This is a genomic window from Parapedobacter deserti (genome assembly GCF_042646065.1).
Taxonomy (GTDB): Bacteria; Bacteroidota; Bacteroidia; order Sphingobacteriales; family Sphingobacteriaceae; genus Parapedobacter; species Parapedobacter deserti.
Genome location: NZ_JBHRTA010000038.1, coordinates 49598 through 74016 on the forward strand (window position 1 = coordinate 49598; position 24419 = coordinate 74016).

The following is a 24419-nucleotide window of genomic DNA, read 5'->3' on the forward strand; positions in this document are numbered from 1 at the left end:
CGCTACAGCCCCTGCTCCACCAAATGCTCGACATACTCCCGTACCACGGGGTTTGCAAACCGGCTGGTTACGTCAAAGGCAAAAGCGTGGACCAGCAGCACCCGCGCCTGCGCTTCGCTGATACCCCTTGCGCGTAGGTAAAACAGGGCGGCATTGTCAAACTGGCCGATTGTACAGCCATGGCTGCATTTGACGTCGTCTGCGAAGATTTCCAGTTGGGGCTTGGTGTACACGGCAGATTTCTCACCGATGAGCATGTTATTGTTTTGCTGGAATGCGTTGGTCTTCTGTGCATCCTGGCGGACAAATATTTTGCCGTTAAACACTGCCGTAGAAGTATCCTGTGTGATATTCTTGTACCATTCGTAGCTTTCGCAATGCGGCTTCAGGTGGTCCACGATGGTATGGTTGTCCACAAACTGCTTATCCGCGGTAAGCGTGATGCCGTACAAGTGGCTTTCCACTTCGCTTTCACCCAGCCGCACATTGATGTTGTTGCGCACAAAGGCTGCTCCCGGAAATGTGCAGTTGTAGTTGTTATAAAGACTGTGCTTTTCCTGGTAGATCTCGGTGTGGTTTAGATAATTGCTATGAGGCTCCGCGACTTGGAGGTAATAGTGCTGCAGTTTGGCATTTTCACGAACCACGATTTCACTCACAATATTGTTCAGGTTGCGTGCCGCGCCATCACCCGTGATAAACGATTCGATGAATTCGGCTTCAGCAAATGCACTGACCACATACAAATTCCGGGTTTGGGTAAACAGCGGTTTTGCCGAAGTGGCCATGTGGATGATGTGTACTGGCTTTTGCAACTGGTGGTTTTTTTCAACCTCGATGAACAGCCCCGAAGTGAACAGCGCGGTGTTCAGCGCAACAAACGGGTTGTCGGTTTTATCGGCATACTCCGCAAAGTACTTGGCGAAACACAGCCGCTCAAAAGCCTGGTCTATCGGCAGGATGGTCAAGCCGGGAATATCCTCGTCTGTGGATAGTTCACTGCTGTACTGCCCATCTACCATCACAATGCGGTAGGCGTCCAAACTCGGGATATCGGCCTTGCTCAAGTCCACATTGGGTGCCGCCGAAGGCAATTCAAGCGAATAGTCCTGGCCGATAAGTGGCTGTACATTGGTGTACTTCCAGTCTTCATCTTTTACGGTAGGAAACCCCGTATTCTTGAAACGCTCAAAAGCCTGTCTGCGGATTGCACCGAGTGAACGCGGCCCAGCCGAGGGCAGGCTGCCATCGTATGTCCGCATTAATTGTGTATGTAACGAATCGCTTACTTGTGTGATCATGGTTCGTTTGGTCAATCCACTGTGATTTTTTTTACCTACCAACACGTCATCCAACATAATATTCCTCTTTTAACAATGGACTGTTCTCATTTATTAACATGTTTGGTTCAAATCGCTCCCGCCGCATCTACGGTTTCCTTCAACCAGTCGTATCCTTTTTCTTCCAGCTCAAGGGCCAGCTCTTTGGTGCCGGAGCGGACAATCCGTCCGTTGTACAGCACATGTACGAAATCCGGAACAATATACTCCAGGAGGCGCTGGTAGTGGGTGATGACGATGAATGCATTGTCTTTGGAGCGAAGCTGGTTTACACCGTTTGCTACAATTCGGAGTGCATCGATGTCCAGGCCCGAATCGGTTTCGTCAAGGATGGATAGCTTAGGCTCCAGCATCGCTAATTGAAAAATCTCATTGCGCTTTTTTTCGCCGCCGGAAAATCCCTCATTCAACGAGCGGTTTGCCAGCTTGGCATCAAATTCCACCAGCTTTTGCTTTTCCTTTACACGGTTTAGGAAATCCCGGGCTTCCATTGCCGGTAGGCCCTTGTAAGTACGTATCTCGTTTAGTGCCGTTTTCAGGAAATTGATATTGGATACCCCCGGTATCTCTACCGGATACTGGAAGGCAAGAAACACGCCTTCGCGTGCGCGATCTTCGGGAGAAAGCTCTAATAAGTCTTTTCCATCCAATAACACTTCACCCCCGGTTACTTCATATGACTCCCTGCCGGCTAGTACATTGCCCAACGTGCTCTTACCTGATCCATTCGGTCCCATGATGGCGTGTACCTCACCCGCTTTCACGTCGAGGTCCAACCCCTTTAGTATGGCTTTATCTTCTATTGATGCGTGTAAATTCCGTATCGTCAACATTGCTTTCTTCGCTCTATTTTATGCTATAGTTAATTCAAAACGCTATCCCACACTTCCTTCGAGGGATATGGCCAGTAGTTTCTGTGCCTCCACGGCAAATTCCATCGGTAGTTGGTTCAGCACTTCCTTGGCGTAGCCGTTGACGATTAAGCCCACGGCCTTTTCAGGGTCAATACCGCGTTGCGTAAGGTAAAACAATTGGTCTTCCCCAATTTTAGATGTCGTGGCCTCATGCTCCAGCGTGGCGGTCTTGTTGCGGCTCTCGATATACGGAAACGTATGTGCCCCGCAACGATCGCCAATCAGCAGCGAATCACACTGCGTGAAATTGCGTGCGCTTTCTGCCCCCGGGCCGATTTTTACCAACCCACGGTAGCTGTTGTGGCTTACGCCGGCGGAGATCCCTTTGGAAATGATTTTGCTCCGTGTGTTCTTGCCCAGGTGAATCATTTTGGTACCCGTATCGGCCAGCTGCCGATTGCGGGTGAGTGCTACCGAATAAAATTCGCCCACGGAGTGATCGCCTTTCAGGATGACGCCCGGGTATTTCCATGTGATGGCTGAACCGGTTTCCACTTGGGTCCAGGCGATTTTACTGTTGTCACCCTTACACAAACCGCGCTTGGTAACGAAATTGTATATGCCTCCCTTTCCTTCCTTGTCGCCCGGATACCAGTTCTGTACCGTCGAATATTTTATCTCAGCATCTTTGAGCGCAACCAACTCCACCACCGCAGCGTGCATCTGGTTTTCATCGCGCATCGGAGCCGTACACCCTTCCAGGTAACTGACATAAGCGCCTTCATCGGCAACGATCAACGTGCGTTCGAATTGTCCTGTGTTTTCCGCGTTGATCCGGAAATACGTGGACAGCTCCATAGGGCAGCGTACGCCTTTGGGTATATATACGAAAGAACCGTCTGAAAAAACCGCAGAATTCAGCGCCGCGTAGATGTTGTCGGTCTGGGGCACCACCGATCCTAAGTATTGTTTGACCAGTTCAGGGTGTTCCTGTACGGCTTCGCCAAACGAGCAGAAGATAACACCCTGCTCCTTTAGTTTTTCACGGAACGTCGTCTTTACCGATACACTGTCAAATACCGCATCCACGGCCACCACACCGGCAAGCACTTTCTGCTCATCCAACGGAATACCCAGTTTCGCAAATGTAGAGAGCAGCTCAGGATCAACCTCGTCAAGGCTGTTCAGCTTTGGCTTGGCCTTGGGTGCAGCGTAGTAAGATATATCCTGGAAGTCGACATCCGGGTGCTCAAAGTTCTGCCAAGAGGGCGTCTTCATTTGCTGGAAGTGCCGTAATGCTTTAAGCCGCCATGCAAGCAGCCACTCCGGCTCGTTCTTCTTAGCTGAAATCAGCCGCACCGTATCTTCGGTAAGTCCTTTCGGAGCGATATCCATTTCGATATCGGTGGTGAAGCCGTATTTATATTCTTCGAGCGCAAGCTCTTTCAGCAATTCATCGTCTTTTGTACTCATAACGCTCCTTCACATGTTTTATCGTCAGGCAGACGGGCCACCTTCAAACTTTCGAAATGCAAAGTTACAATTTAAGTGGCAATAAACCGCATAGAAAGTCCATTCGTCGCAGGGTATTGCTATACGGGCCGTCATTTTTACAAATTGGTGATAATGAGCTGGATTGGCATGAAGTGGTGACGACTGTTTCGGTTGGTCTACTCGAGAATGACAGAAAGTATGAAATATTAATCGTATTATTGCAGAATATAATTTGGTTTCAAAAGCTTTCAGACATGCCTTTCCAACCCGATAAAACCGATTTCAAAATCCTGAAATTGCTACAGGAAAACGGACGCATTACAAACCTGCAACTCGCGTCGAGCATCGGCTTGTCGCCCGCACCCACGCTGGAGCGTGTGCGTAAGCTTGAAAACTCCGGCTATATCAAAAGTTACCACGCATTCGTCGATGAAGAAAAGCTCGGCCTGGGTATCAAATCGTTTATTCAGGTGTCGCTCGACTTTCATACGCACAATGCGATCCCCGAGTTTGTGGAAGCGGTGAAAAACATTAAAGAGGTAACCGAATGCCATCACGTGACCGGTCAATGCGACTTTATCCTGAAGGTATATGTGAAAGACATCAAGGCGTACGAAGCCGTCATCATGGAGAAGATCAGCAAGATTCCCTACGTCAAGACATTCCAGACGATGATGATCATGTCAACAAGCAAAAAAGAGCCCATTGTCCCGATGGAATATTGACGGTTAAACCTGCCAATCTATCGGCTCCAATCCCTGTGCAACCAAAAGGGCATTGGCCTTCGAGAAATGCTGGCACCCGAAAAAGCCGTTGTAGGCAGATAGGGGCGATGGGTGCGCCGCGGTCAGGATATGGTGCTTGCGATGGTCGATCAGGGCGGCTTTATTTTTGGCATACTGTCCCCACAACAGGAACACCACGCCGCTGCGTTGGGTAGCTAACTCCGCGATGGCCTTATTGGTAAACGCTTCCCACCCTTTGCCCTGATGCGAACCTGCCACATGTGCCCGTACCGTAAGCGTGGCATTAAGCAGCAGTACCCCTTGGTCAGCCCAGGCCGTAAGCTCGCCGTGGTTGGGAATCCGGAACCCAGGGATGTCCGTACTCAACTCCCGGTACATGTTGCGCAATGAGGGCGGGACGGGAACCCCGCGGGGTACCGAAAAGGCCAGCCCATGAGCCTGGCCAACGTTGTGGTACGGGTCTTGCCCCAAGATGACCACCTTCACACGGTCAAAAGGGGTGTGATTAAAGGCATTAAAAACGAAATTGCCCGGCGGAAATACGGGATGTTGCTTTTTTTCTTCCTGCAGAAACAGCTTGAGCGCTTGCATGTAAGGCTTTTCAAACTCCGGCCCCAGAGCCGTTTTCCAGCCACTTTCCAGTTGAATACTCATACCGCAAAAGTACACTTTATTGTAAAATCTAGTTCACCAACTGCTGAAGCGGGCAAATAGACGGATATTCCAGCTGGGGTCAAGAGGACTTCGCCGTTCCCAGTGGCGGCGAAGCGCGTGATAACTGCGTATGTTCATCAGCACCGATGAGGCAATCTGACGCGAATTATTTGCTTTTAAATGCAAGCAAATTTAGCTAAGTTTGCACGGTTATTGAGCACATTGGGAATAAATCACATCGACATGTCTAATCTCGTCCGCATCATCATATCTACGCTTATCCTTATCGGCACCGTTTCCCTGTTTTTTTATGGCGAATGGGGGTGGGGCATCCTGGGCATTTTGGTAACTATCATCGCCTTCGTCACGGTGTTTTTCAATGAGAATATGCTTGTCGCTCAGTTTTATCTGCGCAAGGAGAACATGGCCAAGGCAGCCCGGTGGTTGAGCCGTATCACCAACTACGAAAAGCAGCTCATCCGTGCTCAGCACGGCTATTATCACCTGCTGCTGGGGCTGATGGAATCGCAGAAGTCGCCGATGCAGTCAGAAAAATATTTTAAGAAGGCGCTTTCGTTGGGGTTGCACATGGCGCACAATGTGGCCTTGGCCAAGCTTAGCCTTGCCGGTATCGCCATGGCCAAGCGCAACAAGCGGGAGGCCGCCAAGTACCTACAGGAGGCGAAAAAGGCGGATAAAAATAAGCTGCTGGCAGACCAGATCAAGATGATGAAAGACCAAATGGGTATGATGGACCGGCAGCAAATCCGGTATCGTTAGATCGCTACTACCGGCCCGCTGCAGCTGGTGCCGTCAGGTATACATCCAAAAATTTGCCTTCATCCGTGCTATCTTCAAACACGATCTTCATAACCTGTATAGCGTCGGCGTCAGCGGAAATGTTGTCAGCGGTAACGGTTAGCTTCACGGCCGTATCTGGCTGCAGCAGGTAGTGCAGGTAGTTCTGTTTATCTTCAAACCGCATGAGTACCCGCCCCAGTTCGATGGTCGAGAAATAATAAGCATTCCGGTTGTTATCCACCAGCTGGGTCCCGTAAACGTTTAGTTTTAATTCGCGGGGCTTATCCTTCAGGCTGGTAAGCAATAGCTCCGCCCTGGCGTTCGCTGAATCAATCAGAAACCGGGATACTTCAAACCGGATATCGTCCAGCACAACGACATTGGAATCCTGGCCGGCATTGGAGTCGGCCATGCATTGGAAGGAAACACCGATAACACACCACAGTGTCAGCGCCGATATGAATGCCGTATTGCTCATCATCTCAACCGATCCGCTGATTTGATCAATTTTTCATCCTTTCGGATACCACCGATGGCCATCAATAAGAAAATAATACAGATGGGCAACAGGAAGAATCCTACCCCGACGTTTCTGGCCGAGAGAAATTGTCTGGCCTCCGTCAACGCTGTGCTGGCCGTTACATACAACCATACACCGAACAGCAGAAGTAGTACGATTTCAAGTATAATCAACTGAACCTGCTGCTTACGGTTTCGGAACTTGAAAATAATAAAAAGCGGAAAAAGGCCCAACAATACGGTGACGATGGTCTGTAGAATAAAAAACTCTTCGCGGATGGACTGCCCTTCAAGTCCATGGTATATTCCGGTTACTTTCAGTGCCTTGCCGACACCACCGATATCCGAATATTGGAGATAGGGAAAAAGGAATAACGCAAACACCGTTGCCGAGGCCAGAAACAACCAAACAGTCTGAATACGTTGGATCATAGGGTTTCTAATTTATGTTGTTGGGCAAACTTAGCTAAACTCGCCAATATACACAACATCCGGATGCCACTTGTGTTTGTCCTTACTTTCCCAAAACAAAACTGACCGAGCGCTGTATATTACTCTGTCCAGCATACGATTGAAATAAACACGTTCTGCGGTTACCCGCTGAAATCAACAGTTTAAAATAATTTAATTGGATATGACGTTCAGTAATAGTATGCGGGTGCTTCTATGCATGAGTTGCTGCGCAGGGATGCTTTGCAGCAGCTTGAAAAGTTATCCCACCACATTAGCAACCTTTAGCCAGCAGTCTTCCGCGCAAGATACCACCCAAGTGTCCCAACAGGACACCACTCAGGCAGATACCGCGCAGCGGGTGGTAAAAGGGCGGGTGACCGATGATAAGGAGACTCCGCTTAGCGGCGTTACGATTAGCATCAAGGGCACTGACGTCCGAAACCAGACCGACGAGGCAGGAGCCTTTGAAATCCGGTCGTCCACAGATTCGGCGGTCATGTTGGTGTTTTCCATGCTGGGCTTTGAGCCTTTGGAAATGCCTATGAGTGTGGCCGATGGTCAGGACATCGTGCTGACCCCCGCGGCGGCTGAGGTGTTGGATGAGGTAGTCGTCATCGGCTATGGCACGGTGCGGCGAGAAAATGTAACGGGCGCGGTGAGTTCACTTGAGGGCCGCGCCTTCCAAAACAATGCCATCAGTCACAGTGAAGAGGGAATCGCAGGCAAAATTGCGGGCGTACGGGTGAGCCAGAGCACCGGGGGGCCTGGGAAAGCGGCCAATATTACCATAAGGGGAATCAACTCCATCACCGCATCCAGCAATCCACTATATGTGGTCGATGGCATTCAGCAGAATCACATGCGCAATGTAAATCCTCGTGATATTGCTTCCGTCGAAGTGCTGAAAGACGCCGCTTCAGCCGCAATTTATGGTGCACGGGGTGGCAACGGCGTTATCGTCATTACGACCAAGGAAGGCGCGGCCGGGAAGACCACGGTTGATGCAAACAGTTACGTGGGGTATCAGGCGGTTGACCGCTTCCTGCCCATGATGAATACCCAGGAATATACGGCATACATCCGCTACCTGCGAGATTCGCGGTTTCAGCAGGCTGGGGGCGATCCCTCCCTCCCCATAGCCGGTAGGCCGGCGGAATTCCAGTATCCGGAAAGCTACCTCAACCCTGGGTCGCTGCCCGATAACAACTGGCAGGATATTGTGTATCAGAATGCCCCCATGCAAAACTATGCGTTGACCGTGTCGGGTGGCGGGGATGTGGGTACGTTTCTGCTATCGGGGTCATATCTTCGCCAAGATGGAGTAATGCAATACACGGGGTTCGAGCGCTATAACTTCCGGGCGAATACCAGTTTCAATATCGGCGAAAAATGGCGCCTCGGGGCCAACGTAGCAACGTCTTTCAACATCATGAATGATCCGGAAACGGACGGGAAGGAGAGCAACGCGCATTACGCCCTGGCGATGCCGCCGGTGGTTGGCATCGATCAGAATACCGTGGCAACCGGATTTTCGCCGGCGCAAACGTATGTCAACCCCTTGGCTCGTCTGCGCGAAATGACGGCCCGATCCCGGGCGAATGAGATGCAGCTCAACAGTTTTGCGGAGTACAGGCCAATCAAGACGCTGACGCTGCGCACCCAATTGGGTTATATCTATTCACATGCCGCCTATAATGAATTCCTCCCTGCAAATGTGAACCCTGGCGCCCAGGCGGTCGGCTACGCATCGAGCACGGACAACGGTACCTTCAGCATCCAGAACACTGCCACTTATCGCCCATACCTGGGTGACGACCACGTGCTTGAAATCTTGGGTGGCCAGCAATACGAATTTATACGTCAGGATGTTATGGCGGCGTCTGGCGACGGCTATCCCAATGACCTGTTGCCTACACTCAACAATGCCAACAATCCACTCCTGGCCCGTACCACCATCGGCGAAAGCGCCACAGCCTCTTTCTTTGGGCGTGTACAGTATCAATGGTTAGACCGGTATCTGGTGTCGGCCAGCGTCCGCTACGACGGGTCGTCCAGGTTCGGTGCGAATAATAAGTGGGGCCTCTTCCCAGCCGTCTCTGCAGGCTGGAAAATCAACGATGAGCCGTTCTTGAGTGATGCGGAATGGCTTTCGCTGCTGAAAATCAGGGGATCCGTCGGGAAAGCCGGTAACGACCGCATTGGCAATTACGAGCATATCTCGCTGCTGGGTAGGCAAGACTATAACCTCAACGGCAAACGCGTGATCGGTCTGGTTCCGAGCAATATCGCCAATGAAAACCTGAGCTGGGAAACGACCTTGTCCCGCGACATCGGCTTGGACTTCTGGTTGCTAGACAACCGCATTCAGCTGGCGGCCGACCTGTACTTCAACAAGACTTCCAATCTGCTGCTCAATGTGCCAACAAGCCGCGTTAGCGGCTTTTCCACCATCCGCAGCAACATCGGGGAGGTGGAAAACCGGGGGGTGGAACTGCAATTGACGACCGAAAATATCCGGAGTGAGGCCTTCACCTGGACGACATCACTAAACTTCTCCAAAAACACGAACCGCGTCCTCTCGCTTGCCCCAGGGATCAATGAGCTTATCCACCTGAGTACGCTCAACGATTTTAACGCCTACGCGACGATTGTGGGCCACCCCATAGGCAGCTTTTTTATGTACCAGACAGACGGAGTGCTCCTGCCGGAGCATTTTGATGCGGAAGGCAATGCACTAGTGCCGATCGTAAACGGGCAGCTCGAAGGCAATATCCGCATCGTAGACCGCAACGGGGACGGCGTGATCAACGAACAGGACCACACCATCGTGGGTAATGCACAGCCGGATTTCCTTTGGGGCGTATCTAGTCGTATGGGGTATAAGGGGTTTGACTTCAGCTTTGATATCCAGGGTCAGCGCGGTGGCGATCTTTTCTACCAAGGAAGGCGCGGCTTCAACAATGGACTGGGAGAGGGAACCAACCAATACCGCGACTGGCTACATGCCTACAAGCCCGAGCGTTTCCGGGGAAATATCCCGGCAGGGGTAGACATGAGCTGGGACGGTGTGACACCCAGCGTCGTGGGAGTGAATCCGGCATATAACGACACTTGGGTCTACGACGCCACCTTCGTGCGCATACGGAATGTGACATTAGGTTACAATTTCGCAGGCTCCTTGCTCAAAAAATGGAATGTCGGTGCGGTCCGCCTCTATGTTATGGCCGACAACCTGCACACCTTCACGCAATATCCCGGTTCCAACCCCGAAGCAAACAATGCCGGCGGGGGAGGCACAGCCGAGCATACGCAGCCGGGCACGGATTACGGCGGATATCCGATATCTAAACGCTTTACCATGGGAGTGAATGTCTCTTTTTAACTATGCCAACGCTTAGACAGCCATGAAAAAAATACGAATCATATTATTGCCCTTTATACTGCTGGCGAGCTGGGGGTGTAACAAGGAATTGCAGCTCACCCCTGAATCGGATTATAACACTGCTGATTTTTACCGATCGGTAAATGACTTCCGCCAGGCGCTGTTCGGTGCTTATGGCGGGCTGCGCAGCGTGCACGGCTTTGACTACCCCATGTTGGTGGAAAGCCTCAGTGACAATGTCAACACGCAGCAGAACACCGCAAATCTCCCCACTGCACGGTTTGGCTTTACTGCCGGCGACGACCTGATCCTTGGCGTATGGGGGGCGTACTGGGCGGTGATCAACCGTACAAACAATATCCTCGATCAAATCGACGATGGGGATTTTCCGGATGAGAATGTACGTGCCATCATGAGGGGAGAGACACGTTTCATCCGCGGTTTCTGCTACTTTCAGCTCGGCTGGCTGTTCGGTGGTATGCCGCTGATTGACCGCGTGATGCCCGCAGCGGAGATTGTTGCGGTAACCCGGAGTTCCCAGGAAGAAACCTTTGCCTTTGCAGCGGCTGACCTGGAAGCGGCGGCAGCGGTGCTGCCTGAAAGCCAGGGTGGAGATAACCTGGGCCGCGCAACGCGTTATGCCGCTAAAGGGATACTGGCCCGGCTGCACCTTTACATGGGCAACTACGGGGCTGCCCGCCCGTTGCTGGAGGAAATAATTGCCTACGAAGGCCTCAGCCCCTACCCCAAGTTTATTGAGTGCTTTCTGAACACCCGGGACAACGGCCCGGAACACGTCTTCCAAATTCAGTACACCAGCGGGCTGGTAAACCAGGGCAACCCGCTGGTATACTCTCTCGTCCCCCAAAATCTTCGCGCTGAGCAGTTTCCGCAGGGTGGACGGTCTACCTGGGTTGCCGTGTCAGACGACCTGTACGAGGCTTATGATACTACTGATGTGCGCCGTGATGTTACGATTCAAAAGGGTTACACGACGGTTAACAATGTCGTTGATAGCCTGACGAAGCTTTTCGTAAAATTTTCGCATGGCACGGTTCCGCTCAACAATATGGATAATGATGTAAACTTCCCGATACTACGCATCACGGATGTCCAGCTAATGTATGCCGAAGTGCTCAATGAAATGGGATATGAGGCAGACGGCGAAGCCTTTTCCCTGCTTAATGCGGTGCGCAGCCGTGCCGGCCTGGACAGCCTAACCAGCGTAGGTGTGCCAGATCAGCAAGCTTTCCGCGATTCGCTGTTCGCCGAACGCCGGTTGGAGTTTGCCTGCGAGGCACTGCGTTGGTTTGACATTGTACGCCAGGGGCCAGAGCGGGCAACCGAAATCATGAATGCCTTCCTTGCCCGTCCGGAAGAGGGTGGAGGTTCGTTGACGTTCGATCCCAGATATTTGTTGATGCCCATTCCCGAGAGTGAAATGCGTACCAACCCGTCATTAACACAAAACCCCGGCTACTGAAGCCGGGGTTTGCCTATATGATAATAAAGTCTGCTATTGGAATTTCTTCGCGTTGACCTTCCGCTCGTTTTCCGTGAGGTATATCTTGCGTAGCCGGATGCTCTTGGGCGTTACCTCGATGTATTCATCCGCCTGAATGTATTCCATGGATTCTTCCAGTGAAAATTTAATGGCTGGGGCGATACGTACATTGTCGTCGCTGCCGGAAGCACGCATGTTTGTCAACTGCTTCCCCTTCACCAAATTAACCACAAGGTCATTGTCGCGGATGTGTTCGCCAACGATCTGTCCCTCATAGATTTCCACACCTGGCTCTACAAAGAAACGGCCCCGGTCCTGTAGCTTGTCAATGGAGTAAGCCGTGGTTTGACCTTTTTCCATGGACACCAGCACGCCAGCCAGTCTTCCCGGTATTGGGCCCTTCCAGGGCTCATACGCCTTGAAACGGTGCGCCATTACGGCCTCACCCGCGGTAGCCGTAAGCACATTGTTCCGCAGGCCGATAATTCCCCGGGAAGGGATATCGAATTCGAGGTGCTGCATATCGCCCTTGGTTTCCATTACCAAGAGCTCTCCCTTGCGCTGGGTAACCAATTCGATGACTTTGCCCGATACTTCAGCGGGAACGTCGACCACCATTGTTTCGATCGGCTCGCATTTCACACCGTCGATTTCTTTAACGATGACCTGCGGCTGGCCAACCTGCAACTCGTACCCTTCGCGGCGCATGGTTTCGATCAGTACCGACAGGTGAAGGATACCCCTGCCGTACACCAGGTAAGAATCTGGCGATTCCGTCGGAACTACTTTGAGGGCCAGGTTCTTCTCCATTTCCTTATACAGCCGCTCCTGAAGATGGCGCGAGGTCACAAACTTGCCCTCTTTTCCGAAAAACGGGGAGTTGTTGATGGTGAAGAGCATATTCATCGTAGGTTCATCGATTTTGATGACCGCCAGCTGCTCCGGATTGTCAAAATCTGCGATGGTATCACCGATGTCAAACCCGTCGATGCCCACGACGGCGCAGATATCGCCCGCTTTTACCTCCTCTACTTTCACGCGGCCCAGCCCCTCGAAGGTATGGAGTTCTTTCACCCGCGATTTCACCATCTTGCCGTCGCGTTTGACCAAGGTTACGGGCTGATTCTCCTTAATGATGCCCCGTGCCACACGCCCGATGGCTATGCGACCCACGAAAGACGAATAATCCAACGAAGTAACCTGCATCTGCAAGGTTCCTTCTACATAAGGCGCCGCCGGAATGTGCTCCAGGATAGCTTCCAGCAGGTCCGTAAAATCTTCCTTGGGCTGCTTCCAGTCGGTCGACATCCACCCTTGTTTGGAAGACCCGTATAGCACCGGGAAATCAAGCTGATCCTCTGTGGCATCAAGGCTGTAGAACAGGTCGAACACCGCTTCATACACTTCGTCCGGGCGGCAGTTTTCCTTGTCGACCTTGTTGACCACAACGATTGGCTTAAGCCCTAAACCAAGTGCTTTTTGGGTCACGAAGCGGGTTTGCGGCATGGGCCCCTCAAAGGCATCCACCAAGAGGATCACCCCGTCTGCCATCTTCAGCACCCGTTCCACTTCCCCGCCGAAGTCGGCGTGGCCCGGTGTGTCAATGATATTTATCTTGACATCTTTGTAGCGGACCGCTACGTTCTTGGAAACGATGGTGATCCCCCGTTCACGTTCGAGGTCATTGTTGTCCAGAATCAACTCTCCGGTTTGTTCGTTATCGCGGAAGAGGTTGGTGAAGTGGAGAATTTTGTCTACCAGGGTGGTTTTGCCGTGGTCTACGTGTGCGATAATCGCGATATTTCTTGTTTTTTGCATCCCGGTGATGGGTATTTTTATTAAAATTGAGGGCGCAAAGGTAAACAAAAACTATGAGAATCAGGAGTTTTTTTAACCATTGCGAGGCTTTTATATAACCTTCAGCGCTTTTCCTACTTTTGTAAATGCCGCAATGGCCTTATCAAGATGATGCTGCTCCTGTGCGGCTGATAACTGCACGCGGATACGGGCCTTGCCTTTGGGAACTACCGGATAATAGAAACCAATGACGTATATACCTTCCTCGAGCATCCGCGCTGCAAATTCCTGTGCTAAGGGCGCTTCATAGAGCATCACCGGTACAATGGGGTGTACTCCGGGCTTGATATCAAACCCGGCTTCGGTCATTTTCTCGCGGAAATATCCCGTATTGTACTCCAGCTTGTCACGTAGTTCGGTGGTTTCACTCAGCATATCCAGCACAGCGATGGATGCCCCGGCAATAGCCGGAGCAAGGGTGTTGGAAAACAGGTAAGGGCGCGACCGCTGCCGCAGCATGTCGATGATCTCTTTCCGGCCGGAGGTGAATCCGCCGGAAGCGCCGCCAAGGGCTTTGCCCAAGGTGCCTGTAATGATATCTACCCGATCCATCACACCATGCAATTCATGCGTGCCCCGGCCTGTCTTGCCGATAAATCCCGTGCAATGCGACTCATCGATCATAACCAGGGCCTCGTACTTATCGGCCAGGTCGCAGATTTTCCCCAATGGCGCGATACTGCCGTCCATGGAAAATGCACCGTCCGTGACGATGATGCGGTGGCGGGCAGACTGTGCTGCTTTGAGCTGCTCTTCCAAATCGGCCACATCGCAGTTTTTATAGCGAAAGCGCTGCGCCTTGCAAAGCCGTACGCCATCGATGATGGAAGCGTGGTTGAGCTCGTCTGAAATGATGGCGTCTTCAGCGCCGAACAGGGGTTCGAACGCCCCGCCGTTGGCATCAAAAGCCGCCGCATAAAGGATGGTATCTTCGGTGCCGAGAAATTCTGAGATTTTCGCCTCCAAAGTTTTATGGATATCCTGGGTGCCGCAAATGAACCGCACGGACGACATGCCGTAGCCATGCGTATCGATGGCCTGCTTAGCCGCCTCGACGACTCTCGGGTTTGACGATAAACCCAAATAGTTGTTGGCGCAAAAGTTTATTACTTCTTTACCGCCCTGTACCTTGATATCCGCCCCTTGCGGGGTGATGATCATCCGTTCGTTCTTATATAGTCCGGCATCTTTGATGGCTTGTAATTCCTGCTGAAGCACGGGTTGGAGCGTTTTATACATAATCACTGGGTTTTGGTAGCAAAAGTACCTTTTTTCAGCATAAGGCAGAAAATCAAAATAGGAATAGTTATACCGGCACTTCATTAGAAGCGTTGCCCCTCTTTTGCAAACGCGTTTCTAACTGATCCTTTACGGTCCCCCATTAAATCGCTACCTTTGCGCCATGGCACGTGAAATCTACGAGACAAAACGCAAAGCATTGAAGATCAATCTAAACGACGAAATATACGGCACATTTGCGGAAATCGGGGCCGGGCAGGAGGTTGCCCGTAACTTTTTCAATGCGGGTGCAGCGTCAGGCACAATTGCCAAAACCATATCGGCCTACGACATGGCGTTCAGCGACGCTATCTATGGCGCGGAAGACTCGGGGCGCTATGTAAGCCAATCCCGGTTGCGCAAAATGCTCGGACATGAATATGCATTGCTTGCGGAACGCCTCGTTGGAGAGAAATATCAAAAAAAGCGGCTCTTCGCATTTGCCAATACCGTTGCAGCCCTCAATTTCAGTAAATCGAACGATCCGCACGGCTGGCTGGGCCTGCGGTTTCAGCACGAACTGGACAGCGAGCCTAGCGAGATCATTTTTCACGTGAGGTTGCTCGATAGTGACAACCTGCTGCAGCAAAAGGTGCTGGGTATTCTTGGTGTAAACCTTGTCTTTGCCGCTTATTACTATACACGGGATATCCAAACCATGATCGAGTCACTCGCTGATAACCTTTCGCCGGGATCAGTGGAAATCGACTTGGTAAAGGTCAGCGGTCCTGCCTTCAATGGCGTAAATGAACGGCTGATCAACCTCTACCTGATCGCCAAGGGGTTCTCAAAAGCTGCGATCTTCAACCCGGATGGTAGGGCCTATCAGAGCAAAGATTTCCTGTATAAAAAGGACATCATGATCTTGCGCACCAAATATCGGCAAAAGTCCAATCCAAACTTCGATTTGTTTAACCTCGCCGTAGACCAGTTCAAACGGAACCTCGGCATCCAAGACGATAACCTGGTGGTCATGATTGAGGTGTTGATGAGTAATGCGCTCGACCAGACGCCGCAGTTTACGAATGAGGACTTACAGTATTTTGCTGAGCGGGCCGAGTACCTTTGCAGTACGGGCAACCACATTCTGGTGTCCAATTTTACGAGAAACCATTACCTCGCAGAGTACCTTGCTCAGTTCAAACCGCGTAATGTGGGCATCTCCACGAACATCTCCAACCTGCGCAACATTTTCAATTCCAAACAATATACCAAAGGCAATTACACCGACGAGCTGCTGGCGTATGTAAGCGGGATATTCAGCAAAAATGTAAAGCTGTACGCTTACCCCTATCTCGACAAAAAGGACAACCGGATTATCAATACCGGCAATATGCCCGTATCGAACGAGGCACTGCCACTTTTCGATTTTCTTGTCAAGAATAAGTACATTATTGATATTGAAAATTACGATGAGCGGTATGTAAAAACGGTATAAAAGTGAATAACCAGTTAAGCGAAAAAATGAAAACGGAAAACGTCATATTAGTAGATGAGCAAGATCGTGAGATCGGCTCCATGGAAAAATTGGAAGCGCATCGCAAAGGGTTATTGCATCGCGCCATCAGCGTCTTTGTATTTGACAGCAAGGGGCGCTTGCTTTTGCAGCAACGCGCGGCACATAAATACCACACCCCCGGCCTTTGGACCAATACGTGTTGCAGCCACCCCGCTCCGGGAGAAACTGCCGCAGCGGCGGCAACGAGACGGCTTCAGGAAGAAATGGGGTTGGCCGTTCCGCTCACCTTCGCATTTACGTTTCTGTACCGTGCCGCTTTTGACAACGGCTTGGTAGAACATGAGTTGGATCATGTTTTCGTCGGATATACCGACTCCAACCCAGCTCTTAATCCGGATGAGGCTGCCGCTTTTCACTGGGCCGGCCTGCAAGAAATCGGAGAGGGTATAAAGTCCAATCCCGACCGGTATACGGCATGGTTCAAGCTCATTTATGAGCGCGCATTCGGATCAGCGGCCTCCGACAACCGATCTGGCGATTAATAAAGCCGCCGCGCCAGTTGTTCTTCTACCGCTTTATAGACTTGTAGCGGCTTTTGGTTGCGCCAGTTCAGCTCATCAAGTTTGCCGCCGAAGTTGATGAAATAATCGATATTGCTTGACTTAAACTCATCGATCACATGCCCGCGGAAGTTGACGCCTGCAATCCAGCCGTCCTCGATATCCTGAAACCACTCCTCGTAATAACAATCGTCAGAAGAATGGAAGTTCAGCACATTCTCACCGATCAGGATGAATTTGCCAATACCCGCGCTTACCATAATGTCAATGACTTCGCGCTTGAAAAGCATGATATCGTTATATATCGCATCATTCCATTCGCCTATCAGTTCAATGATTGCAAACCCGCGCTCATAGTCTGCAAACAGGATTTTGAGGTATAACGTGTTGGACCCGAATGTATCCCATTGCGGGTGAAGCAGGAAATTGTATATCTGCTTATCAAATTCAAATTCGCTGTACTCTGTGCCGTAAAACGGCGATAGCTCGTCGTCGGCAGCGATGTAATCATCCCTCCAGCGGTAGTATGGCTCAATCTCGTGCATCGCTTTTGTGCTTTTGCTTCCTGCAAAAATGCTAATATTTTGTGACAAGTTAAAGCGTTGCCGCTGCTATCCAGTTTGAAGAAGACGCGAAGGTTTATTTCGTATCAGAATATTGTCTTTTTTAGGTGTTTGGCAGCGAGAAATGCAAGAAACTATTTAATTTAGCCCGTGTTATCTAGGATGATGAGCAGGGAAACAAAAAGGAATTTGTTTGTGGCGGCTACGTACGGTGCCGTCCTGTTTTTAGGATTGCTGCTCGGTCAGAATTACGCAGGTGAAGACGCCCGCACGGGAGGGGGAGCACTGCTGCCTTTCGGTATTACGGACAAGACGGGCAAGGTGCAGCGGCTGATTGATATCATCGCGTCCAATTACGTAGACAGCGTAAATATAGGCCAGCTTCAGGATCTCGCTATCGATGAGATCGTATCACAATTGGATCCGCACTCGGAGTATCTGCGCCCTAATCAGGCACATAAGCAGCAAGAATCCCTTGAAGGAAGTTTCGAAGGTATCGGGATTGAATATTACAGCCTGAATGATACATTGATGACCGTCGGGTTGATTGCCGGCGGACCGGCTCAGCGTGCTGGTTTGCGCGTGGGCGACAAGCTCATTGCTATCGATGGGGATACCATTGCGGGTACCCCCATTACGGAAAAGGCGCTTGAAAAAAAAATCCGGGGGCGAAGGGGCACCGCTATTGAACTAACGGTACACCGAAACGGCAAAAATCTGCCGTTGCCCTTGAAGGTGATGCGCGACCGAGTGGAAATAAGTAGCATCGATGCGGCATACATCATCGATACGGCGACAGCCTATATCAAGATCCGGCGTTTTGGCGCCAAAACGGCCGATGATTTCGAGCAGGCCCTGCTTCACCTCAAGAAGCAGGGCGCTCAACGCCTGGTGCTTGACCTGAGGGAAAACGGCGGAGGGTACTTCCATGCCGCGACAGCGTTGGCCAGCCATTTTTTTGCGGATAAGCAACTGATCGTTTACACAGAGGGAGCGCACGAGGTACGCACTGACTATTATTCCAGCGCTGATGGCATATTTGGCGACGGCGACTTGGTGGTACTTATAGACGAACAATCAGCTTCAGCAAGCGAAATCGTGGCCGGCGCGGTACAAGACCTTGAGCGGGGCATCATTGTTGGGCGGAGGTCATACGGCAAGGCCTTGGTCCAGGAGCAGTTCGGCTTCGGCGACGGTTCAGCGCTAAACCTCACCGTGGCACGTTATTACACGCCACTGGGCAGATGTATACAGAAAACTTATACCGTCAATACACGCAAAACCATGCAGGTAACTAACCTGCCGGCCGTAGGAAGGCAGGATACCGACACTACGGTCTATAAAACCTTGTCCGGAAAGCTTGTGTACGGTGGCGGAGGCATTTCGCCAGATGTGTGGGTACCCGTGGATAGCAACGGGATCAGTGCATTGTACCGGAAGATACGGCAAGCCAGCATCATCGAAACGTTTGTCTACGGTCAGCTCACCAAATCCACACCGGCTTATTCGGTAGAGAATTACCTGAAGGGGTATTTCCTTCCCGATAAAGAATACCACGAATTCCTGCAGTACGCCAGCGAGAAAGGCATTAACTATACCCCAGATGAAGCTGATGCCGTGAAGCCATTGGTACGCACGGATATCGAAGCCTTGTTGGGCCGTTATTATTTCGGCAGTGAAGCCTTTTTCAAAGTGCGGAACCGCTCGGATAAAGTATTGGCAACAGCGCTGTTAGCCCTTCATGGAGAATGACCCTTTCTGATCAACTAACAATCTGTCCGTCAAGTAGCTCTACGATGCGATTGCCATATTCTGCATTTTTTTCCGAATGCGTTACCTGTACAATGGTTACCCCATCCTCTTGGTTGAGTTGCTTGAAGAGGTTCATGATCTCCTCTCCCTGCTTGGAGTTGAGGTTGCCGGTAGGCTCATCAGCCAGGAGCAGTTTTGGTGTAGTGGCCAATGCACGGGCAATACCTACCAACTGCTGTTGACCTCCGGATAGTTGCGTAGGAAAAAGATCTTTCTTGCCCACGATGCCAAAACGATCTATCAAATCACCCACGATAGCCTTTCGCTCGCTGCTTTTCAGGTTTTTGTAGATCAGCGGCGTCTCGATGTTTTCGTATACGGTAAGTTCGTCTATCAGGTGATACGCCTGAAACACGAAACCAATATGTTGCTTGTAGAGGGTCGACCGTTGCTTTTCCTTCAATCCAAGCACATTTTCATCCAGAAAGAGATATTCTCCTTCGTCGGGTTCGTCCAAAAGCCCAAGGATGTGGAGCAATGTCGATTTACCCGATCCGGAAGGCCCCATGATGGATACAAACTCACCCGCCGCAATGTGCAGGTTGATGTCCTTTAGCACAAAGGAGCGACTGCCGCCCACGTTGTACCATTTGAATATGTTGGTTAAGTGAATCATGTAGTTACTTGTTCGGTATCAGTATTCAGCATTGGGACGTCGCGCAAGGCATTCAAATATATTCATTCTTTTCGGCTTACCATGCCAAAATCCTACCAACAATGCAAATGCTTATTAACGAACTAAATGCCTGAATTTGATAAGCCGGTGGTGTGCGATTCCGAACAGCCCGTGTGCGATTTCGAACACCTTAATGCTTCGGCATGAACTGACTTTATCCGGTCAATGCCATATCATATTTTTAAATAAACGTTGGTGGATGCCTATAAATCAGCAGGAAGTATTTACATTTGTGTACTTTGTACACTAAGGCGTGAATGCACAAAGACGCAAATGGCAATGAAGAAGAGTTTACTACCACTTATGTTTGGCGGCTTGGGTATTGGAATTACCGAATTCGTCATGATGGGATTGTTGGAAGATATCGCCCGTGACCTGCATATTGACATTCCCTCGGCTGGCCATTTGATAGCTGCATATGCCTTGGGGGTCGTTATCGGGGCACCTTTGCTGGTAGTCATTGCCGGCAGATATCCGCCGAAGCGCATCTTGGTTGGTTTAATGATCTTGTTTACCGTTTTTAACGCTTTTTCGGCATTTGCGCCCAGCTATACCTCCCTGCTCATTTCGCGTTTGCTCGCTGGGCTTCCCCATGGCGCCTTTTTCGGGGTTGGCTCGGTAGTTGCCAGTCGCTTGGCCCAACCAGGCAAAGAGGCTCAAGCGATTTCGCTGATGTTTGCTGGGCTTACCATCGCAAACCTCATCGGCGTACCGCTCGGCACCTATGTCGGCCAACAACTTGTCTGGCGGTACTCATTTGCCATTGTGGTATTGGTAGGACTCGTCACGTTACTATCGTTGAACCGCTGGCTTCCGAACCTCCCCGTACGGCAGGCGGGTAGCGTGAAAACACAACTCGGCTTTTTCAGGCAGCGGTCGGCCTGGCTGATTATCGGGATGATTGCCATTGGCACCGGTGGATTATTCTCCTGGTATAGCTATATTTCGCCCTTGATGACAAAGGTCTCAGGTTTCGCGGAAACATCGATGACCTATATCCTGATGCTCGCCGGACTGGGCATGTTTATCGGTAACCTGCTGGGTGGGCGCTTAGCAGACCTGGTGTCACCTGCGAAAGCTTCGATGATGCTGCTCATCGCAATGGCAATCGCCTTGGTTTCCCAACAGTATCTGGCGGTATATCCCGTTCCTTCGTTGGTGATGACGTTCATCATCGGGGGCATCGCCTTCGCGCTCTCTGCTCCTATACAAATGTTGATGATCAATACGGCCAAGGGTTCCGAGATGCTCGCAGCCTCAGTGAGTCAGGCGAGCTTCAACATAGGCAACGCGCTAGGGGCCTTTTTGGGTGGGCTACCCATTGCTATGGGGTATGGCTACACCGCTCCCGAGTGGGTGGGAGCCGCAATGGCCGCAATCGGCGCCTTATTTGCGCTGTCTTTCATCACGCTGCAAGCACGACACCTCCGTGTGTTGCCCACGGCTGGACCCGGCGCACATAAGGAGGCTGAGAAAGTAATCGGAAGCGATCCAAAAGCTATTTTTTAGCCTGTAACACCTCGTGTCCGGTATCGCACAGTTGGCGAAAAGGTCCGGTTACTTCAATTGCTCCAGTTTTACTAGCGCGTAGAAAAGCGCAGCGGTATGCAACGCCTGTCCGAACTGGTTGTCGAGCAGCAGCCGCTTCAACTCGTCGGGCGACACCAGGAGCACGTCCAGCTCCTCTTGCTCGTCGAGTTCCTGCTCTTGTACCTTTACACCGCCGGTAAGCAAATAAGTATACGTCCGGTTGTTTGCCGTAGCCGGATTGGGAAAGAGCGTGGCCAGCTCCTCGATCGTGTCAAACCGGTATCCCGTTTCCTCCAGCAGCTCACGGGCTGCTGCGGTGGAGGCATCCTCGCCGGGGTCGATTACCCCACCGGGGATTTCAAGCACGTCCTGCTTTACTCCATGCCGGTATTGCCTGACAAGGATGAACTGGCCGTCGGCGGTGAGTGCCACCATATTCACCCAGTCGGGATACTCCAGCACGTAATATTCGGGCACGACATGCCCGTTGGGCATGCGGCATACGTCCTTGCGCAGCACGGCCCACGGTGCCTGCACCAAGTATTCTGACGATAAGGTTTCCCAATGTAGCATATCAGGCGATGTCTTTCATGATAAGGTTTACTCGTTCGTCCAGCTCACGGCTTACCCGTTCGTAGTCGGCAGTATCGGCAAGCGGCTGCCGCACGCTGCAGTAAAATTTGATCTTGGGCTCTGTGCCTGACGGGCGGGCAGATACCACATCCCCATCTACTGTGATGAACTGCAGTACGTCCGATTTCGGCAGGTTGATGGCGCCCCGTTTGCCGGTTTTCAGATCGAATGATTCGCTGTTTTTATAATCTTTGATTTCGGCTACCTCGATGCCGCCGATGATCTGCGGAGGGTTGCTGCGCAGGCGTTCCATCATAGCAACTATTTCCTCGGCACCCGATTTACCTTTTTTTGTCAGCGAAATCAGTTTTTCCTTGTAAAAACCGTGCTGCACGTAGAGATCGAGCAGCGCTTCAAACAGTGTTTTGCCCTGGTCTTTATAGTATGCCGCCATCTCCGCTATGAATACCGCAGATACGACGGCATCTTTGTCACGTACCAGCTCACCCACAAGGTATCCGTAGCTCTCTTCTCCGCCCACGAGGAAGCGGCCTTGTCCGGCCCGTTGTGTGATCAGCTCACCGATGTATTTAAAGCCCGTGAGCGTATCGTGGTATGTCACGCCATATTGTTTGGCAATATCAGCAATGAGGTTGGTGGTGACGATCGTTTTCACCACGTAGTCATCCGGACGGAGGTCGCCCTGCTCTTTCTTTGCCGAAAGCACGTAATTGACCAGCAGACTCCCGATCTGGTTGCCGTTGAGCAGCTGGTATTCTCCGTTTGCGTTCTTTATGGCCGCTCCCACGCGGTCCGCGTCTGGATCTGTGGCGAAGATGACGTCGGCCCCGATACGCTGGCCTTCCTTCACGGCCAGCGACATGGCTTCCTCTTCCTCCGGATTGGGGTATACCACGGTCGGGAAGTTGCCGTCGGGCGTTGCTTGTTCTTCCACGATTGATACGTCAGTAAAGCCCCAGCGCTCCAGTGTCGGAGGAATGAGCGTACCACCTGTCCCGTGGATGGGCGAAAAGACAATTTTCAGATCGCTTTGCCGGGCTACGGCATCGGGTCGGATGGTCAGTTCGGATACTGCGTTGAGGTAGGCATCATCCAGTTCCTTGCCCAATAGGGTTATGTTTTCTTCAACCGGGTCGAAGTTTATATCGCTGGGGTCTTCAATGGCATATACCTCGTTGATGACGTTTTTGTCGTGTGGTGGCACCAGCTGCCCGCCATCGTTCCAATAGGCTTTGTAGCCGTTATACTCTTTCGGATTATGCGAGGCGGTGAGCATTACGCCTGCATGGCAGTGCAGGTGGCGCACCGCGAAAGAAAGGTGCGGAGTGGGGCGCAGTTCGGCAAACAGATATACCTTTATGCCATTGGCTGAAAAGACGTCTGCTACCAAACGGGCAAATGCCTGCGAATTGTTGCGGCTGTCGTATGCGATAGCCACCCGGATTTCTTCATCCGGATATGTCTTGCGCAGGTAGTTGCTCAGCCCCTGCGTAGCCCTGCCGATAGTGTATTTATTCATCCGGTTAGTGCCTACACCCATGATGCCTCGCAGGCCGCCTGTGCCAAACTCGAGGTCCCGGTAGAAGCTGTCGGTCAGCTCCGTGTATTGTTCGGTATCAAAAAGCTGCTTTACCGCTTGGATGGTTTCGTCGTCATACGGGGCGCGCAACCAAGCTTCGGCGCGTGTCCGCACTGCCAGATCTAAATTCGTTGTAGCCATACTATCAATTTTTCCTAAGGTTCAAAAATATCAATTTGATTGACAAGTAAGCATAATGTGTACCAAAATAGCGATAATATGAAAAGCTGTAGGCCGTACGTAGGTAATGCGGGGCAACAGGGTACGAAGAATCACCGGGCAGGGCCGATCACTGCACTACCTTGTTAGCGCACGCTGAGCTGGCAAATGCTTCTGGCTTCGCCTTGAATACGAAGCCCATGCTGAGGATATAACCCATCGCATCGTGCAGCGCTTGGTTTGACTTGAACATCGGGTTGGTGTTGATGTCGGCATGCACCTCGAGATCGACATTATATCGATCCAGCAGGTCGCATAGGGAGTAGGCGGTCTCGATGGAGCGCTGCACCTCGGCAAGCATGCGCTCTTTGATGCTCATTTTCTGGGTGGTCCGGTCCTGATGGATATACATGAAGCCCCCTTTCTTTTCGCGCACGAATACAATAACGGTAGCAAACTCAGTGATGGCGCCTTTTACCTGCGAATCGGTGCCAATGCACACTTTGAGTTTGTTGCCCAATGCATATTCGCGGGCGATGGTGCCGGATACTTCGTCAAGAATGGGTTGGCGGATGGGTTCGCCACTGAATTTTTTCCAAGTCATA

21 protein-coding genes are annotated in these 24419 nt (G+C 51.3%); 8 read left to right on the forward strand and 13 right to left on the reverse strand.

Annotation, left to right across the window (positions count from 1 at the left end; genetic code table 11):
- Positions 1-2: 2 nt before the first annotated feature.
- From sufD to sufB, 3 genes are all read right to left on the reverse strand, one after another.
- Positions 3-1301 (reverse strand): Fe-S cluster assembly protein SufD, encoded by a 1299-nt coding sequence (gene sufD / locus ACFOET_RS12955; RefSeq protein WP_379023295.1) that lies wholly within the window; start codon positions 1299-1301, stop codon positions 3-5.
- 107 nt (positions 1302-1408) lie between these two features.
- Positions 1409-2173 carry a Fe-S cluster assembly ATPase SufC gene (sufC, locus tag ACFOET_RS12960; RefSeq protein ID WP_379023297.1) on the reverse strand — a complete coding sequence of 255 codons (765 nt, stop codon included), beginning with the start codon at positions 2171-2173 and terminating at the stop codon, positions 1409-1411.
- Positions 2174-2215: 42 nt separating this feature from the next.
- Entirely contained in the window at positions 2216-3667 is a 1452-nt protein-coding gene (sufB, locus tag ACFOET_RS12965) for a Fe-S cluster assembly protein SufB (protein WP_379023299.1), read from the reverse strand.
- Between the two features lie 275 nt (positions 3668-3942).
- Here sufB and ACFOET_RS12970 point away from each other — a divergent pair, with 275 nt between their 5' ends.
- Positions 3943-4413, forward strand: a complete 471-nt coding sequence (locus tag ACFOET_RS12970) for an Lrp/AsnC family transcriptional regulator (protein ID WP_090630636.1) — start codon at positions 3943-3945, stop codon at positions 4411-4413.
- A 3-nt stretch (positions 4414-4416) separates the two neighbouring features.
- Here ACFOET_RS12970 and ung read toward each other — a convergent pair whose 3' ends face one another.
- The gene (gene ung, locus ACFOET_RS12975) at positions 4417-5088 is read right to left on the reverse strand and encodes a uracil-DNA glycosylase (protein ID WP_379023301.1); all 672 of its coding nucleotides are present in this window, start codon (positions 5086-5088) and stop codon (positions 4417-4419) included.
- Between the two features lie 243 nt (positions 5089-5331).
- On the opposite strand from ung, the gene ACFOET_RS12980 reads away from it, so the two are divergent.
- On the forward strand, positions 5332-5868 hold the full coding sequence (locus ACFOET_RS12980; RefSeq protein ID WP_379023303.1) for a tetratricopeptide repeat protein: 537 nt from the start codon (positions 5332-5334) through the stop codon (positions 5866-5868).
- A gap of 7 nt (positions 5869-5875) precedes the next feature.
- Here the strand turns inward: ACFOET_RS12980 and ACFOET_RS12985 are convergent, their stop codons facing one another.
- Together ACFOET_RS12985 and ACFOET_RS12990 are read right to left on the reverse strand one after the other, a co-directional pair.
- Positions 5876-6370, reverse strand: a complete 495-nt coding sequence (locus ACFOET_RS12985; RefSeq protein WP_379023305.1) for a hypothetical protein — start codon at positions 6368-6370, stop codon at positions 5876-5878.
- Positions 6367-6840 carry a DUF4293 domain-containing protein gene (locus tag ACFOET_RS12990; protein ID WP_379023307.1) on the reverse strand — a complete coding sequence of 158 codons (474 nt, stop codon included), beginning with the start codon at positions 6838-6840 and terminating at the stop codon, positions 6367-6369. The genes ACFOET_RS12985 and ACFOET_RS12990 overlap by 4 nt, the downstream gene beginning before the upstream one ends.
- 271 nt (positions 6841-7111) lie before the next feature.
- On the opposite strand from ACFOET_RS12990, the gene ACFOET_RS12995 reads away from it, so the two are divergent.
- Positions 7112-10243 carry a SusC/RagA family TonB-linked outer membrane protein gene (locus ACFOET_RS12995; protein ID WP_379023309.1) on the forward strand — a complete coding sequence of 1044 codons (3132 nt, stop codon included), beginning with the start codon at positions 7112-7114 and terminating at the stop codon, positions 10241-10243.
- A 22-nt stretch (positions 10244-10265) separates the two neighbouring features.
- Positions 10266-11726 carry a RagB/SusD family nutrient uptake outer membrane protein gene (locus ACFOET_RS13000; RefSeq protein ID WP_379023311.1) on the forward strand — a complete coding sequence of 487 codons (1461 nt, stop codon included), beginning with the start codon at positions 10266-10268 and terminating at the stop codon, positions 11724-11726.
- Between the two features lie 33 nt (positions 11727-11759).
- Here the strand turns inward: ACFOET_RS13000 and typA are convergent, their stop codons facing one another.
- Both typA and kbl read right to left on the reverse strand, forming a co-directional pair.
- Entirely contained in the window at positions 11760-13565 is a 1806-nt protein-coding gene (gene typA, locus ACFOET_RS13005) for a translational GTPase TypA (protein WP_379023313.1), read from the reverse strand.
- A 90-nt stretch (positions 13566-13655) separates the two neighbouring features.
- Entirely contained in the window at positions 13656-14843 is a 1188-nt protein-coding gene (kbl, locus tag ACFOET_RS13010) for a glycine C-acetyltransferase (protein ID WP_379023315.1), read from the reverse strand.
- Between the two features lie 163 nt (positions 14844-15006).
- On the opposite strand from kbl, the gene ACFOET_RS13015 reads away from it, so the two are divergent.
- Both ACFOET_RS13015 and idi read left to right on the forward strand, forming a co-directional pair.
- Positions 15007-16320, forward strand: coding sequence for a nicotinamide mononucleotide adenylyltransferase (locus ACFOET_RS13015; RefSeq protein WP_379023317.1), 1314 nt, complete (start codon positions 15007-15009; stop codon positions 16318-16320).
- Between the two features lie 26 nt (positions 16321-16346).
- On the forward strand, positions 16347-16883 hold the full coding sequence (gene idi, locus ACFOET_RS13020) for an isopentenyl-diphosphate Delta-isomerase (protein WP_379023319.1): 537 nt from the start codon (positions 16347-16349) through the stop codon (positions 16881-16883).
- Here idi and ACFOET_RS13025 read toward each other — a convergent pair.
- On the reverse strand, positions 16880-17446 hold the full coding sequence (locus ACFOET_RS13025; protein ID WP_379023321.1) for a hypothetical protein: 567 nt from the start codon (positions 17444-17446) through the stop codon (positions 16880-16882). The genes idi and ACFOET_RS13025 overlap by 4 nt on opposite strands.
- Positions 17447-17626: 180 nt before the next feature.
- On the opposite strand from ACFOET_RS13025, the gene ACFOET_RS13030 reads away from it, so the two are divergent.
- Positions 17627-19216, forward strand: a complete 1590-nt coding sequence (locus ACFOET_RS13030) for a S41 family peptidase (protein WP_379023323.1) — start codon at positions 17627-17629, stop codon at positions 19214-19216.
- Between the two features lie 10 nt (positions 19217-19226).
- Here ACFOET_RS13030 and ACFOET_RS13035 read toward each other — a convergent pair whose 3' ends face one another.
- Positions 19227-19892: an ABC transporter ATP-binding protein gene (locus ACFOET_RS13035; protein ID WP_379023325.1), complete on the reverse strand. Its 666-nt coding sequence runs from the start codon at positions 19890-19892 to the stop codon at positions 19227-19229.
- A 339-nt stretch (positions 19893-20231) separates the two neighbouring features.
- Here ACFOET_RS13035 and ACFOET_RS13040 point away from each other — a divergent pair, with 339 nt between their 5' ends.
- Positions 20232-21461 (forward strand): MFS transporter, encoded by a 1230-nt coding sequence (locus ACFOET_RS13040; RefSeq protein ID WP_379023327.1) that lies wholly within the window; start codon positions 20232-20234, stop codon positions 21459-21461.
- 48 nt (positions 21462-21509) lie between these two features.
- Here the strand turns inward: ACFOET_RS13040 and ACFOET_RS13045 are convergent, their stop codons facing one another.
- The 3 genes from ACFOET_RS13045 to ACFOET_RS13055 all read right to left on the reverse strand — a co-directional run bounded on the left by ACFOET_RS13045 (position 21510) and on the right by ACFOET_RS13055 (position 24418).
- On the reverse strand, positions 21510-22055 hold the full coding sequence (locus tag ACFOET_RS13045; RefSeq protein WP_379023329.1) for an NUDIX hydrolase: 546 nt from the start codon (positions 22053-22055) through the stop codon (positions 21510-21512).
- A gap of 1 nt (position 22056) precedes the next feature.
- Positions 22057-23796, reverse strand: a complete 1740-nt coding sequence (locus ACFOET_RS13050) for a phospho-sugar mutase (RefSeq protein WP_379023331.1) — start codon at positions 23794-23796, stop codon at positions 22057-22059.
- Positions 23797-23944: 148 nt separating this feature from the next.
- Complete coding sequence (locus tag ACFOET_RS13055; RefSeq protein ID WP_379023333.1) at positions 23945-24418, reverse strand: ribonuclease H-like YkuK family protein; 474 nt, start codon at positions 24416-24418, stop codon at positions 23945-23947.
- Between the last annotated feature and the right edge of the window lies 1 nt (position 24419).